The organism is Streptomyces boncukensis, from assembly GCF_011045075.1.
Taxonomy (GTDB): Bacteria; Actinomycetota; Actinomycetes; order Streptomycetales; family Streptomycetaceae; genus Streptomyces; species Streptomyces boncukensis.
In genome coordinates, this window is the sequence record NZ_JAAKZZ010000169.1 from 1 (window position 1) to 13,868 (window position 13,868).

Here is a 13,868-nt window from a genome sequence, read left to right on the forward strand (position 1 = left end):
GGGACGGGGACGGGGGCGGGGACGGGGGCGTGCAGGCGCGCGCCGCGTCCCGGGCCGCGCGGTCCGGGAGGCCGGGGTCCTCCGCGCCGCCGAGCAGCAGCAGCTCGTGGAAGAGCGGGGCGGTCGCCGCGACCAGGACGGGGCGCGCTGCCGTCCCCTCCGGCACCTCCCCGCGTCCCGCCGCGCGCTCCACGACCGCCGCGCAGCGCGCGTACCGGTCCTCCCAGAAGCGCCGCAGCGCGGCGGCGGCCTCCGCCGAGCGGAACGAGGCGGCGATCAGCGCCGCCGTCACGGAGGGCCGTGCCGTCAGCGCGGCGTACACCTCGCCGTTCAGGGCCCGCAGATCGCCCTCCAGGGTGCCGGTGTCCGGCGGCTCCCAGGCGTCGTCGGCACCCGCGTCCAGCACGTCGGCGAGGAGCCCTCCGACGTCCCGCCAGCGGCGGTAGACGGTCGTGCGGTGCACGCCCGCGCGGGTGGCCACGGCGTCCACCGTGAGCGCGTCGTAGCCGTGCTCCACGAGCTGTTCTCCGACAGCCGAGAGCACCTGCGCCCGGACGCGTGCCGTGCGCCCTCCGGGGCGGCGGGCCGGGCCGCTTGCCGATGCCGCTGGGTCCATGGCAGGATTCTAACGCAACTGTTGTCGCACTAGTGAGGTAGCCCGTGCTCTTCCGCAGCGTTCACCCGGCTCGCACCGCCCACCCGGCTCACGCCCCGAACGCTCCGGAGACCCCGTATGCCCACCCCCACCGCAGCGCCCACGCAGATCACCGCCCGCGCCGTCACCAAGTCCTACGGTGAGCTGACCGTCCTGGACGACGTCACCGTCTCGCTCGCCGCGGGCGAGCGCACCGGGATCGTCGGCGAGAACGGCTCGGGAAAGTCCACCCTGCTGCGCCTCCTCGCCGGGCAGGAGCGCCCCGACCGGGGCGAGGTCGTCGTGCATGCCGAGGGCGGCGCCGGCTGGCTCGCCCAGGACGAGCAGCTGCCGCCCCGTCTCACCGTCCAGGACGTCATCGACCGCGCCCTGGCCGAACTGCACGCCATGGAGGGCCGGCTGCGCCGCCTGGAGGCCGCCATGGGCGAGGGGGACGGCGAGCGGCACGAGGCCGCACTGCGCGAGTACGGCGAGCTGCTCACCGTCTTCGAGCAGCGCGGGGGATACGAGGCCCAGGCCCGCGTCGAGCGCGCGCTGCACGGCCTCGGCATCGGACCGCTGCCCCGCGGCCGCACGGTGGACGGCCTCTCCGGCGGGGAGCTGATGCGGCTGCGCCTCGCGTCCGTCCTGGCCGCCGCGCCCGAGGTGCTGTTCCTGGACGAGCCGACCAACCATCTGGACGCCGCCGCGCTGACCTGGCTGGAGGAGCATCTGCGGGCCCGGCGCGGCACGACGGTGGTCGTCTCGCACGACCGCGCCTTCCTGGAGCGCGTCGCCACCAGCCTGCTGGAGGTGGACGCCGACCGCCGTCGCCTCGTCCGCTACGGCAACGGCTACGCCGGCTACCTCGCCGAGAAGGCGGCCTTCCGGCAGCGCTGGGAGCAGGAGCACGAGCGCTGGCGCTCCGAGGTCGCGCGGCTGCGCGAGCAGGCCGCGACCACCGCGCGCCGCGTCGCCCCCGGCAGGGCGATGAAGGACGGCAACAAGATGGCGTACGACCGGGCGGGCGGCCGGGTCCAGCAGTCGCTCGCCAGCCGGGTGCGCAACGCGGAGGAGCGGCTCAGCCGGATGCTGGCCGACCCGGTGCCCCCGCCGCCCGAACCGCTGCGGTTCACCCCGTCGCCGGCCGTCACGGGCGCGGGTACGGGCGGGGGAGCGGGACCGGTGCTGGAGGCGGACGGCGTCGCGGTGGACGGGCGGCTCGCGCCGACCTCCCTCTCCGTTGAGCCCGGCGCGAGGCTGCTGATCACCGGCCCGAACGGCGCGGGCAAGAGCACCCTGCTGCGGGTGCTCGCCGGTGAACTGCCGCCCGGCGGACACCTGGTCGCCAGGGGGCGCACCGGCTACCTGCCGCAGGAGCCGGAGCCGGGCCGCCCCGGCGAGACGCTGCTGGCCGCGTTCGCGCGCGGGCGCGCGGGCACCCCCGAGGAGCACGCCGAACGGCTGCTCCGGCTGGGCCTGTTCACGGCGGGCCAGTTCGCCGTCCCGGTCACCGGGCTGTCCACCGGGCAGCGGCAGCGGCTCGCGCTGGCGCGGCTGGTGACCGAGCCGGCGGATGTGCTGCTGCTGGACGAGCCGACCAACCACCTCTCGCCCGCGCTGGCGGAGGATCTGGAGGCCGCGCTGGCGGCGTACCGGGGCGCGCTGGTGGTCGTCAGCCACGACCGGCGGCTGCGTGCGGGGTGGCCGGGGAGGGAGCTGGCCCTCGCCTAGTGCCGGTCACGGCACCAGCCGCACCCGGTATCGGGGCTGCGCGGGGGCTGCCCCTTGCGGGGCGCAAGGGTTCGCGGCGAACAGCTGGCGCCGGCACGGGGTCAGGCGAAGGTCTTGGCGAGGCGGCGGAGGCCCTCGGCTATCTCGTCGGGCGTGTGGGTCACGAACGAGAGCCGCATCGTGGCCGGGTCCGGCGTGCCGACGTGGAAGGGCGCGCCCGGCACGAAGGCCACCTCGTGCGCGACGGCCTCCGGCAGCAGCGCCGCCGCGTCGTGCCCGTCCGGCAGCCGGGCCCACACGAACATGCCGCCCTCCGGGCGGTTCCAGCCGGAGCCGTCCGGCAGGGCCTGCGGCAGCCCGGCGAGCAGCGCGTCCCGCCGCTCCCGGTAGACCTCGCGGATCCGGCCGATGTGCGCGTCCAGATCGCAGTCGGACAGATAGCGCGCGGCGGCCATCTGGTTGACGGTCGGCGTGTGCAGATCGGCGGACTGCTTGACGACCGCGCAGGCCCGCAGCAGCTCCTCGGGGGCGCGCAGCCAGCCCAGGCGCATTCCGGGCGCCATCACCTTGGAGAAGCTGCCGAGCAGGACGGCGCGGTCGGCGGCGCCCGCCTCGGCCGCGTACGCGGTGAGCCGGGGCACCTCCTCGCCTTCGAAGCGGAGTTCGCCGTACGGGTCGTCCTCCACCAGCCACAGGCCGCGGCGCGCCGCGAGCCCGGCGACGCCCTCGCGCCGCCTGGCGGGCATGGTGCGGCCCGTGGGGTTCTGGAAGGTGGGCACCGTGTAGAGCAGCTTGGGGCGGGCGCTGGTGATGAGGTCGTCGAGGGCCTCCAGATCGGGCCCGTACTCGTCGCACGGCACGGGCAGCAGCCGGGCGCCCGCGAAGCCGAACACCTGGAGGACGGCCAGATAGCAGGGGTCCTCGACCAGCACCGTGTCACCCGGCTCCACAAGCGCGGTGGCGAGCAGCGTCAGCGCCTGCTGCGAGCCGGAGGTGACCAGCAGCGACTCCGGCTCGGTCGGCAGCCCGCGCGCGGCCAGCCGGTCCGCTGTCGCGGCGCGCAGCCCCGGGTCGCCCTCCGTCGTGCTGTACTGCAGCGCGGCGCTGCCCGCCTCGGCCAGCACCGCCTCGTAGGCGCGGGCGAGCCCCGCCACGTCGAACAGCTCGGGCGCGGGCAGCCCGCCGGCGAACGAGATGATCTCGGGCCTGGCCGTCGTCGCCAGGATCTCCCGTACGGCCGACCCTCCGACGGCGGCGGCGCGGGAGGAGAGCGCGGGCGGGGCGGCGGCGCTCCGGGGTCTCGTGCTGCTGGGGCTCATACGGCGGCTCCTTGGTCTCTTCCGACCTCGGAGGCTACCGGACCCCTGGTCAGGGCCGTACGCGGATGTTCCAGGCGCCCGGCCCCCGGCCCCTGCCGCCCTGCGCCCTGCGCCGGTTCAGGAGTCGCCGAACATCTCCAGCAGCTCCCGGTTCTCGAACACGCGGGCAGTGTCGACGGCCGAGGGCTGCCCCGCGCGCGGGTCGGCGCCGCTCTCGAAGAGCAGCCGTACGACCTCCTGCTCCGCCTTGAACACCGCACCGGCCAGCGGGGACTGCCCCCGGTCGTTCAGCCGGTTCGGGTCGGCGCCGCGGGAGAGCAGGGCCCGCACCGACGCCGGGTGCCCGTGGTAGGCGGCCAGCATCAGCAGGGTGTCGCCCTTGTCGTTGCTGAGGTTCACCGGGACCCCGGCGTCGACGTACGCGGCGAGCGTGTCGGTGTCGCCGTGCCGCGCGAGGTCGAAGACCTTCTGGGCCAGCTCCAGCACCTCGGGGTCGTGCGCGGGCTCCTCGCTCCGGGGAGCGGGTGCGTTGGACATGCGGTCCTCCTGTCCCGTGTGCGGCAGATCATGGTTGCCCTCTGCCGGGGCTGCGCCCCGGCCACATTGCACCCGCGCCCTGCGACGCCTCCGCAAGGGGCAGCTTGTGCCCAGCATGGTCCGCAGGGCACGGCCTAGCCCAGGTCCGTGAGCGCGTCGTGCACGGCCCGGTGGAACGTGGGGTACGCGGGGATCGTGTCGCGCAGCCGCGCCACGGGCACCTCGGCCCGTACGGCGACGGTCAGCCCGTACAGCACCTCGCCGCCCGCCGGGCCGGCGGACGTCGCGCCGACCAGCACGCCCCGGTCGGCGTCCGCGACCAGCTTGACCAGCCCCTCGTTGCCCGCCTTGTGGATCCAGCCGCGCGCGCTGGACGGTACGGCGGCGTGTCCGGTGCGGACGCTCAGGCCCTCCTCGCGCGCCGCCCGCTCGGTCATCCCCACGGAGCCGATCTCCGGGTCGGTGAAGGTGACGCGCGGCACGGCGCGGTAGTCGGCGCCGGGTCCCTCCGCGCCGAGCAGGGAGCGCACGGCGATGTCCGCCTGGTACATCGCCATATGGGTGAACGCGCCCTCGTCCGTGACATCCCCGACGGCCCACACGCCCGGCATCTCGGTCCGCATGTGCGCGTCCACCCGCAGGGCCCGCGCGCCGGAGTCGAGCCCGGCGGTCTCCAGGCCCAGGCCGTCCAGCCGGGGCCGCCGCCCGGTGGCCACCAGCAGCCGCTCGGCACTCAGCTCCTCGCCGCCCTCCAGCACGAGGGCGAAACCGTGGCCGTCGTGCCGGACGGACGCGGCCCGCGCGCCCGTCCGCACGCTCAGCCCCTCGCCCTCCAGCACCCGCGCGAGCAGCTCGCCGCTCTCCGGCTCCTCGGGCGGCAGCAGCCGCTCCGCGGACTCGACGACGGTGACCCGGGTGCCGAACCTGGCGAACCCCTGGGCGAGCTCGACGCCGACCGCGCCGCCGCCCAGCACCAGCAGCGAGCCGGGCGCCTCCCGCGCTGAGACGGCGTCGCGGTTCGTCCAGTACGGCACGTCGGACAGGCCCTCCACGGGCGGGATCCACGGGGCGCTGCCCGTCGCCACGACGACGCCGCGCCGCGCGTGGTACGTCAGGCCCGCGACCTCCACCTCCCGGGGGCCGGTGAGCCGGCCGTGTCCGCGGACGAACTGGCCGCCCTTGTCGGTGAAGCGCCGGACGGCGATCTCGTCGTCCCAGTCGGTCGTCGCCTCGTCCCGGATGCGCGCCGCGACGGGCGACCAGTCGGGGACGACGCTGCTCTGCCCGGCCATGCCGGGGACGCGGCGGGCCTCGGCGAGCAGATTCCCGGCCCGGAGGATCATCTTGCTGGGTACGCACGCCCAGTACGGGCACTCGCCGCCCAGCAGTTCGGCTTCCACGCCGACCACGGAGAGCCCGGTCTCCGCGAGCCGCCCGGCGACCTCTTCACCGGCCGGTCCCATCCCGAGGACGACGACGTCACAGGTTCGGCTCATGAGGCCACGGTAGGGGGTATCCGCACATCCCGCTGACGGAGTGCCCTCAGTCCAGCGGGACCGGCATCCCGACCCCGCACAGCAGCCAGCCGAACGCTCCCAGGCCGCCCGGATCCAGCAGTTCCGCGGCCTCGCCCGCGGCGCCCAGCCGGCGCACGTACTCCGCCGGATCCGTATGCGCCAGCGCCAGCGGCGGACGTGTCCCGGTCACCTCCAGGTCCCGGAGCACCTCCCGCTGCGTCCGCATCCGCACCTGGGCGCAGAGCGGGCCGCAGGCGTCCGCGCAGGCGTCCAGCGCCACGTGCGCCGTCAGGTCGCCCCGGCCGTCCGGCACGGCGGGCACCTCGCGGCCCTCGCGGAAGCCCGTGAGCGTCCCGAAGGGGGGCCGCGCATCCCGGCTGTGCGCGTAGTCGGCGGCGACGGCCAGACCGCCCCCCAGCGCCCGCACAGCGGCCGTCCACGCCTCGTCGCGCGGCCGCCCGACCTCGGCGCGCGCCCCCGGCCCGGCGCCCGCCAGCGGCCACCAGCGGGCCAGCCAGGCGGCGTCCTCGGCCTCCAGCGGGGGGCCGAGCCGCTCGCGGCCCGCGCGGTCGGTCAGCACGTAGCGGGGGACTCCCGCGCCGTCCGTCCCGGCGATGTCCAGGGGCACGTTGTCCAGCCACTCGTTGGCGAAGACCAGGCCCGCCACCGAGCCGGGTCCGGGCAGTTCGTCCTCCCACCCGACGCGCGGGTCGGCGCGCTCGGGCCGCGGGCCGCGCTCGATCACCCGCACCCGCACCCGGCGCTCCGCCTCCGTCCCGGACAGGGCCTCCAGCACCCCGTGGGCCAGCTCTCCGCGGCCTCCGCCCACGTCGACCAGATCGAGCGGCGCCGGGTGCCCCAGTGCCGTGTCCACCCGCAGCAGGAGGCGGGCGACCGCCTGCGCGAAGAGCGCCGAGGCGTGCACGGACGTGCGGAAATGGCTGCCGGGGGCCTCGCGCGTATAGAAGCCGTCCGGGCCGTAGAGCGCCTGTTCGGCGGCGGTGCGCCAGCGCACGGGGGCACCGCCGGATTCGCTCGTCATCGGCTCATGCCTCCCGGTCCGCTCCGTGTGCTGGGTCTGCCGTCGTCATGGTCACGCCGCCATCATCCGCTCCACCCGTTCACCCGGCGCACGGATCCCGCTCCTCCACCTTGCGGAGTAGGCCGCGGCTGTCGGATCGGCCGTCCGGTTGACCCCTGCACGTACCTGACCTGCATACGCTGGGTTACGTGAACCGGCTCTACGACTTCCTCCGCAGGCACCCCACGTGGGTGGACAGCTTCTGGGCTGCGTTCCTGCTGCTGATGTCGGCGGGCTGGATCGTGGCGAGCACCAGCGCGCCGCCGGACGCCGAGCTTCCGGCGGGCGACTGGGAGCGGTTCGCCGCCATACCGATCTCGCTGGGGCTGGCCCTCGTCGTGGCGCTGCGCCGCCGCGCGCCCGAGCGGATGCTGCTGCTGGCCACCGGGTGCGGTCTCGCGCAGCTCGCCCTGGACGTCAGCCCGTTCCCCGCGGACTTCGCCTTCCTGCTGATCGTCTTCACCGTGGCCTCGCGCCCCGTCCGCTGGGCCTCCCGCTACGGGCTGACCGGCGCGCTCCTCGCCCCCACGATCAGCCAGCTGCGCTGGCCGGAGGGCGGGACGGACCTCACGGGGAAGATCTTCGGCACGTTCTTCCTGACCCTGCTGTTCCTCCTCGCCTGGGTGCTCGGCGACTCGCTGCGCACCCGGCGCGCCTACTACGCCCAGCTGGAGGAGCGCGCGACACGGCTGGAGAAGGAGCGCGAGGCACGCGCCAAGGTCGCCGTCGCGGCCGAGCGCGCCCGGATAGCCCGCGAGCTGCACGACGTGGTCGCGCACAACGTCTCCGTCATGGTCGTCCAGGCCGACGGCGCCGCCTATGTGCTGGACACGGCTCCCGACCAGACGCGCACGGCGCTGGAGACCATCTCGGGCACCGGCCGCCAGGCGCTGTCCGAGATGCGCCGCCTGCTGGGCATCCTGCGCACCGGGGACGGCGGCGCGCGGGAGGGCGCGGGGGAGTATGTGCCGCAGCCCGGCGTGGAGCAGGTGGCCGACCTCATAGAGCAGGTGCGCGGCACCGGGCTGACCGTCGACTTCCGGATCGACGGCACGCCCAGACCGCTGCCCAGCAGCGTCGAGCTGACCGCGTACCGCATCGCGCAGGAGGCGCTGACGAACACCGTCAAGCACGGCGGGCCCGACGTCGGGGCCAGCGTGCTGCTGCGCTACGGCGAGGACGAGCTGACCGTGCTCGCCCAGGACGACGGGCGCGGTGCGCAGCGCGAGCTGTACGAGGAGGGGGGCAGCGACGGTCTCGGCCATGGTCTGATCGGCATGCGGGAACGCGTCGGCATGGTGGGCGGCAGTCTGGAGACGGGGCCGCGCCCCGGCGGCGGCTTCCGGATCTGCGCGCACCTTCCGCTCAAGGGCGCGCAGTGAGCGCGGCACCGACAGCCTCCGACGACCTTCCGCCGATCAGGACGAACCAGAAAGGGACCCCCGCATGACGATCCGCGTGATGCTCGTCGACGACCAGGCGCTGCTGCGCACAGGATTCCGCATGGTGCTCGCCGCGCAGCAGGACATGGAAGTGGCGGCCGAGGCGTCGGACGGCGCGGAGGCGCTCTCCATCCTGCGCACGACCCCCGTTGACGTGGTGCTGATGGACGTGCGCATGCCGAACGTGGACGGCGTCGAGGCCACCCGCCGGATCTGCGAGGGCGGCGAGGGGGGACCCGGCTCCCCGAAGGTGCTCATCCTGACGACGTTCGACCTTGACGAGTACGCGTTCTCCGCGCTCAAGGCGGGCGCCAGCGGCTTCATGCTGAAGGACGTGCCGCCGGCCGACCTGCTGGTCGCCATCCGCTCCGTCTACAGCGGGGACGCCGTGGTGGCGCCCAGCACCACCCGGCGGCTCATCGACCGCTTCTCCTCCGTGCTGCCCGCCACGGCGAGCGAGCCGGTCGCCAAGGAGCTGGAGCGGCTGACCGAGCGCGAGCGCGAGGTCCTCACCCTGATCGCGCAGGGGCTGTCCAACGGGGAGATCGCGGCCCGGCTCGTGCTGTCGGAGGCCACCGTCAAGACGCATGTGGGCCGCATCCTCGCCAAGCTGGAGCTGCGCGACCGCGTCCAGGCGGTCGTGCTCGCGTATGAGACGGGGCTGGTCCGCGCGGGCGGCAGCGCGTAGCGGCGTGCTGCGGAGCTCGCCGGGCCGGGGCTGCCCCCAGGGCCCTCCGGGGCACAGCAGCCCGGACGCCGGGTACGCCCCGGCGGTCTCACCGCAGTACCGCGCCGACGTAGTCGCTGCCCATCCGGGCGACGACGCTCAGATCCAGCCGGTAGTGCACATACCGGCCGCGCCGCCGGGTGATCAGCAGCCCGGCGTTCTTCATCACCTTCAGATGCCGGGAGACCTCCGGCGCGCTCATCCCGGTGATGTCGGCCAGCTCCCCGGTGGTGTACGGCGCCCGGGACAGGCTCAGGCACATCCGCATCCGCCGCGGGTGCGAGAGAGCCTCCAGGCGCCGCTGCATCAGGTCCAGCGCGATGGGCTGGGGCAGCTCGGGGGTGGCCACCGGGTACAGCACGACGGGCTGCCAGCCGTGCGCGTACAGCGCGAACAGATGCGGCTGCCCGATCAGCGTGGGCAGGAACGTGAGGCCGGGCCCGCCGGGCAGCGCGGGGTCCGCGGCCCAGGTGCGGCCCTCGGAGAGCTTGTCGACGACGATCCGGGGCGCGGGCCCCTCCTCGTCCAGCGCGATGGCGGGCGAGACCGCCTCCAGCGCGGCGGCGAGGCCCCGGCGCCGGAACAGCTCCGTCTTGTGCCGCGCGTCGGCCGCCAGCTGGGTGCGGATGCGCTGCCACAGGTCGCCGAAGAACGCCGTCTCGCAGTCCTCCAGCAGGCGCCGGATCCAGGCGCGCACGGTGCGCGGGTCCTCCAGCAGCCGCGCGGCGAAGTCGGCCTGCCGCGGGCCGCGCACGGTCGCGCGGTCCAGCGCTGCCTGCTTGGCCCGCTGGTCGACCAGCGGCGACGGCCCGTTGGTGTACGCGTCCTCGCTGCAGGAGATCTCCAGCGCGGATTCCACGAACCGCTCGTCGCTCAGCCGGTCCAGGTCGTCCAGCTCCTCCCGGAGCGTGGGCTTCGGATCGGCGGGCAGCAGGATGTCGGCGCGGGTGGAGCGCCACAGGAACTCCGCCTCGCACAGCCGGTCGGCGAGGTCCGGCTTGAGCGCGGCGTTGGTCGCGGTCGTCCAGGCGTGCAGCGCGGGGTGGTGGCCGGGCTCGGCCAGAGCGTGCAGCGCGCCGCCCAGCTCGGCCAGCGGGGACGGGCTGAAGACGATCCGCTCGGGGGGCAGCCCGGCGATCTCGATGGTCACACTCATACGCACATCCTCGCCGCTGGGTCCGACAGCGACCACGTCGATTAACGGGGCCCGTCAATCGACGGGCGGTCGATTGACCACCCGCGTCAATTGGCGTGCCAAGCGGTGGAAAAGGGACGCATCGTCGCTGCATGACCTTGACAACGCAGTACGCACTCGACGTCCACCGCATGCGGGCACAGGGCCTGCCCGAACCGCCCGCCCCCGGCACCCACGAGGCGAAGCTGCTGCGCGCCTGGTGGGTCGCGCGCAGGGAGGCCCGCCGCCAGTGGCGGGCCGACCGCGCCCGCACGGCCTCCAGCGCCGCACCCCGCAGCCTCCGCCGCTCGACCGGCAGGGCTTAGCATGGCCGGGACACGTCCGGTACCGGCGACACGAGCGGACCGGAACGCATACGGAAGGCCGCTCCGTGAATCCACACTCCCCGCACTCCCCAGATCCCGCCGATCCGGCGGCCCCGGCGCGGGCCGGGGACCGCCCGGCCCGGCTGTCCGTCGGCGTCGTGGGCGCGGGCCGCGTGGGCCCGGCCCTCGCCGCCGCGCTGCGGCTCGCCGGGCACCACCCGGTGGCCGCCTCGGGCGTCTCGGACGCCTCCCGGCGGCGCGCGAGCGAACTGCTGCCCGGGGTGCCGATGGTCGACCCCGCCGAGGTGCTCGCGCGCGCCGACCTCGTCCTGCTCACCGTCCCCGACGACGCACTCGGGGACCTGGTGGCCGGGCTGGCCGGGACCGGCGCCGTGCGCCAGGGCCAGCTGCTCGTCCACACCTCGGGGCGGTACGGCACCTCCGTGCTGCGGCCCGCGCTGCGGGCCGGCGCGCTGCCGCTGGCGCTGCACCCGGCGATGACGTTCACGGGAACCCCCGTCGACGTACAGCGGCTGGCCGGCTGCCCGTTCGGGGTGACCGCGCCGGAGGAGCTGCGGCTGGCCGCCGAGGCGCTGGTCATCGAGATGGGCGGGGAGCCGGAGTGGATCGAGGAGGCCGCCCGCCCGCTGTACCACGCGGCCCTCGCCATCGGCGCCAACCACCTCGTCACCCTGGTCGCGCAGTCCATGGAGCTGCTGCGCACCGCGGGCGTGCAGGCGCCCGACCGGATGCTCGGCCCGCTGCTCGGCGCCGCGCTCGACAACGCGCTGCGGTCCGGGGACGCCGCGCTCACCGGCCCCGTCGCGCGGGGCGACGGGGGCACGGTCGCCGCCCACGTCGGCGAGCTGCGCCGGCACGCGCCGCAGACCGTCGCGGGATATCTCGCCATGGCCCGCGCGACCGCGGACCGGGCGCTGACCCACGGGCTGCTGAAGCCGGAGCAGGCCGCCGATCTGCTGGACGTCCTGGCGAACGGCGGGGAGGAGCCCCGCGGCGGCCCGGACGGCCCTGACGGTCCGGGCGGTCCTGACGGTCCGGGCGGTCCGGGCGGGCCGGAGGGCGGGTCCCGGGACGGCGAGGGGGACGGCGTGTGAGCGCCGTACCGGCGGTCGTCGCGACCGCCGCCGAACTGCACGCCCTGACCACGGACGAGCGCCGCGCCGTCGTGATGACGATGGGCGCCCTGCACGACGGCCACGCCGCGCTGCTCCGGGCGGCCCGCGACCACGTCGGCCCGGCGGGCCAGGTGGTGCTCACCGTCTTCGTCAATCCCCTCCAGTTCGGCGCGGGGGAGGACCTGGACCGCTACCCCCGCACCCTGGAGGCCGACCTCCTGATCGCGGGCAGGGAGGGCGCCGACGTCGTCTTCGCGCCGTCCACCGAGGAGGTCTACCCCTCGGGCGAGCCGCAGGTGCGGCTCTCCGCCGGGCCGATGGGCCGGGTGCTGGAGGGCGAGCACCGCCCCGGCCACTTCGACGGCGTGCTGACCGTCGTCGCCAAGCTGCTCCACCTCACCGCGCCCGGCGCGGCGTTCTTCGGCGAGAAGGACGCACAGCAGCTCGCCCTGGTGCGCCGCATGGTGCGGGACCTGAACTTCCCCGTCGAGATCGTCGGCGTGCCGACCGTACGGGAGGCCGACGGGCTGGCGCTGTCCAGCCGCAACCGCTACCTGTCCGGCAGCGAGCGGAGCACCGCGCTGGCGCTCTCCCGCGCCCTGGCGGCCGGCCGGGAGGCCGCCGGGCGGGGAGCGGGACCGTCCGCCGTGCTGCACGCCGCGCGGACGGTGCTGGACGGCGCGGCGGACAGCGGACTGGCGGTGGACTACGCGGCGCTGGTCGACCCGCGGAGCTTCCTGGGTGTGGACGACCACTTCACCGGTGAGGCCGTGCTGGCGCTGGCCGCGCGGGTCGGCACCACGCGCCTCATCGACAACGCGCGGCTGCGGTTCGGCGCGTCCCCCGCAGCGGCCTGAACGGAGGGCACCTCCCTATGTCCCCTATGTCGTACGGCGAGACCCCGTACAGCGAGCACGGCGGGCCCAGCGCAAAAGGCGAGCACGGCGCGCACGGTGCTCCGGCGCTGGCGGCTCCGCCTCCCGGCTGGACGGTCGAGGCCGACGTGGTCGTGGTGGGCTCCGGCGTCGCGGGACTGACCGCCGCACTGCGCTGCGCCGCGACGGGCGCCCGTACGGTCGTCGTCACCAAGGCGCGGCTGGACGACGGCTCCACCCGCTGGGCGCAGGGCGGCATAGCCGCGGCCCTCGGCGAGGGCGACACCCCCGAGCAGCACCGCGACGACACCCTCACGGCGGGCGCCGGACTGTGCGACGAGGACGCCGTACAGACGCTGGTCACCGAGGGGCCCGACGCCGTACGGCGGCTCATCGCGGCGGGCGCCCGCTTCGACCGCTCGGAGTCCACCGGGCAGATCGAGCTGACCCGCGAGGGCGGCCACCACCGGCGCCGTATCGCGCACGCGGGGGGCGACGCGACGGGTGCGGAGGTCTCACGAGCCCTGGTGGCCGCCGTCCGGGCCGAACCGTCGGTCCGCACCGTCGAGAACGCGCTCGTCCTCGACCTCCTCAAGGACGCCGGCGGGCGCACCGCCGGAGTGACCCTGCATGTGATGGGCGAGGGGCAGCACGACGGGGTCGGCGCCGTCCGCGCGCCCGCCGTGGTGCTGGCCACCGGCGGCATGGGCCAGGTGTTCGCCGCGACGACCAACCCGGCCGTCTCCACGGCCGACGGCGTGGCGCTCGCCCTGCGCGCCGGGGCCGAGGTCTCCGACGTGGAGTTCGTGCAGTTCCACCCGACGGTGCTCTATCTGGGCCCGGACGCGGAGGGACAGCTGCCGCTGATATCGGAGGCGGTGCGCGGCGAGGGCGCGCACCTGGTGGACGGGGACGGCGTCCGCTTCATGACCGGGCAGCACGAGCTCGCCGAGCTGGCGCCCCGCGACATCGTCGCCAAGGGCATCATGCGGCACGCCGCGGCCCGCGGTACCGACCACATGTTCCTGGACGCGCGGCACTTCGGCGCCGCCATGTGGGAGAGCCGCTTCCCCACCATCCTGGCCGCCTGCCGGGCGCACGGCATCGACCCGGTCACCGAGCCCGTACCGGTCGCGCCCGCCGCGCACTACGCCAGCGGCGGCGTCCGTACGGACCGGCACGGCCGCACCACCGTCCCCGGCCTCTACGCGTGCGGCGAGGTCGCCTGCACCGGAGTGCACGGCGCCAACCGGCTCGCCTCCAACAGCCTGCTGGAGGGCCTGGTCTTCGCGGAGCGCATCGCCGCGCATATCGCCGCGCACACCGCGGACCGCGAGCAGCACGGCGCCCCCACGCCCGCCCCCAC

General features: G+C 75.6%; 13 protein-coding genes. 7 read left to right on the plus strand and 6 right to left on the minus strand.

From position 1 onward, the window contains the following. On the minus strand, window positions 1-616 hold a 616-nt coding region (locus tag G5C65_RS17490), incomplete at its 3' end, for a TetR/AcrR family transcriptional regulator (RefSeq protein ID WP_165299787.1). 117 nt (window positions 617-733) lie between these two features. Between G5C65_RS17490 and abc-f the strand changes: the two genes are divergently transcribed. Then, window positions 734-2,368, plus strand: a complete 1,635-nt coding sequence (abc-f, locus tag G5C65_RS17495) for a ribosomal protection-like ABC-F family protein (RefSeq protein ID WP_165299788.1) — start codon at window positions 734-736, stop codon at window positions 2,366-2,368. Window positions 2,369-2,469: 101 nt separating this feature from the next. Here abc-f and G5C65_RS17500 read toward each other — a convergent pair whose 3' ends face one another. The 4 genes from G5C65_RS17500 to G5C65_RS17515 all read right to left on the minus strand — a co-directional run bounded on the left by G5C65_RS17500 (window position 2,470) and on the right by G5C65_RS17515 (window position 6,783). Beyond that, a complete protein-coding gene (locus G5C65_RS17500) occupies window positions 2,470-3,687 on the minus strand; it encodes an aminotransferase-like domain-containing protein (protein ID WP_165299789.1) in 1,218 nt (405 codons plus the stop codon). A 117-nt stretch (window positions 3,688-3,804) separates the two neighbouring features. Continuing rightward, window positions 3,805-4,224, minus strand: a complete 420-nt coding sequence (locus tag G5C65_RS17505) for an ankyrin repeat domain-containing protein (protein ID WP_165299790.1) — start codon at window positions 4,222-4,224, stop codon at window positions 3,805-3,807. Between the two features lie 134 nt (window positions 4,225-4,358). Then, complete coding sequence (locus G5C65_RS17510) at window positions 4,359-5,720, minus strand: dihydrolipoyl dehydrogenase family protein (protein WP_165299791.1); 1,362 nt, start codon at window positions 5,718-5,720, stop codon at window positions 4,359-4,361. A gap of 46 nt (window positions 5,721-5,766) precedes the next feature. Beyond that, on the minus strand, window positions 5,767-6,783 hold the full coding sequence (locus G5C65_RS17515) for an SAM-dependent methyltransferase (protein WP_165299792.1): 1,017 nt from the start codon (window positions 6,781-6,783) through the stop codon (window positions 5,767-5,769). 188 nt (window positions 6,784-6,971) lie between these two features. Between G5C65_RS17515 and G5C65_RS17520 the strand changes: the two genes are divergently transcribed. Further along, window positions 6,972-8,204, plus strand: coding sequence for a DUF7134 domain-containing protein (locus tag G5C65_RS17520; protein ID WP_165299793.1), 1,233 nt, complete (start codon window positions 6,972-6,974; stop codon window positions 8,202-8,204). Between the two features lie 64 nt (window positions 8,205-8,268). Further along, window positions 8,269-8,952 carry a response regulator gene (locus G5C65_RS17525; protein WP_165299794.1) on the plus strand — a complete coding sequence of 228 codons (684 nt, stop codon included), beginning with the start codon at window positions 8,269-8,271 and terminating at the stop codon, window positions 8,950-8,952. An 88-nt stretch (window positions 8,953-9,040) separates the two neighbouring features. On the opposite strand, the gene G5C65_RS17530 is transcribed toward G5C65_RS17525, so the two are convergent. Further along, the gene (locus tag G5C65_RS17530) at window positions 9,041-10,147 is read right to left on the minus strand and encodes a DUF5937 family protein (RefSeq protein WP_165299795.1); all 1,107 of its coding nucleotides are present in this window, start codon (window positions 10,145-10,147) and stop codon (window positions 9,041-9,043) included. A gap of 131 nt (window positions 10,148-10,278) precedes the next feature. Between G5C65_RS17530 and G5C65_RS17535 the strand changes: the two genes are divergently transcribed. The 4 genes from G5C65_RS17535 to G5C65_RS17550 form a co-directional block, all read left to right on the plus strand. Further along, window positions 10,279-10,491: a hypothetical protein gene (locus G5C65_RS17535; RefSeq protein WP_165299796.1), complete on the plus strand. Its 213-nt coding sequence runs from the start codon at window positions 10,279-10,281 to the stop codon at window positions 10,489-10,491. 65 nt (window positions 10,492-10,556) lie between these two features. Next, a complete protein-coding gene (locus G5C65_RS17540) occupies window positions 10,557-11,606 on the plus strand; it encodes a DUF2520 domain-containing protein (RefSeq protein ID WP_165299797.1) in 1,050 nt (349 codons plus the stop codon). Next, complete coding sequence (gene panC / locus G5C65_RS17545; RefSeq protein ID WP_165299798.1) at window positions 11,603-12,484, plus strand: pantoate--beta-alanine ligase; 882 nt, start codon at window positions 11,603-11,605, stop codon at window positions 12,482-12,484. Before G5C65_RS17540 ends, panC begins: the two co-directional genes overlap by 4 nt. Before the next feature lie 17 nt (window positions 12,485-12,501). Then, the coding region (locus G5C65_RS17550; protein ID WP_241265864.1) for an L-aspartate oxidase at window positions 12,502-13,868 on the plus strand (1,367 nt) is incomplete at its 3' end.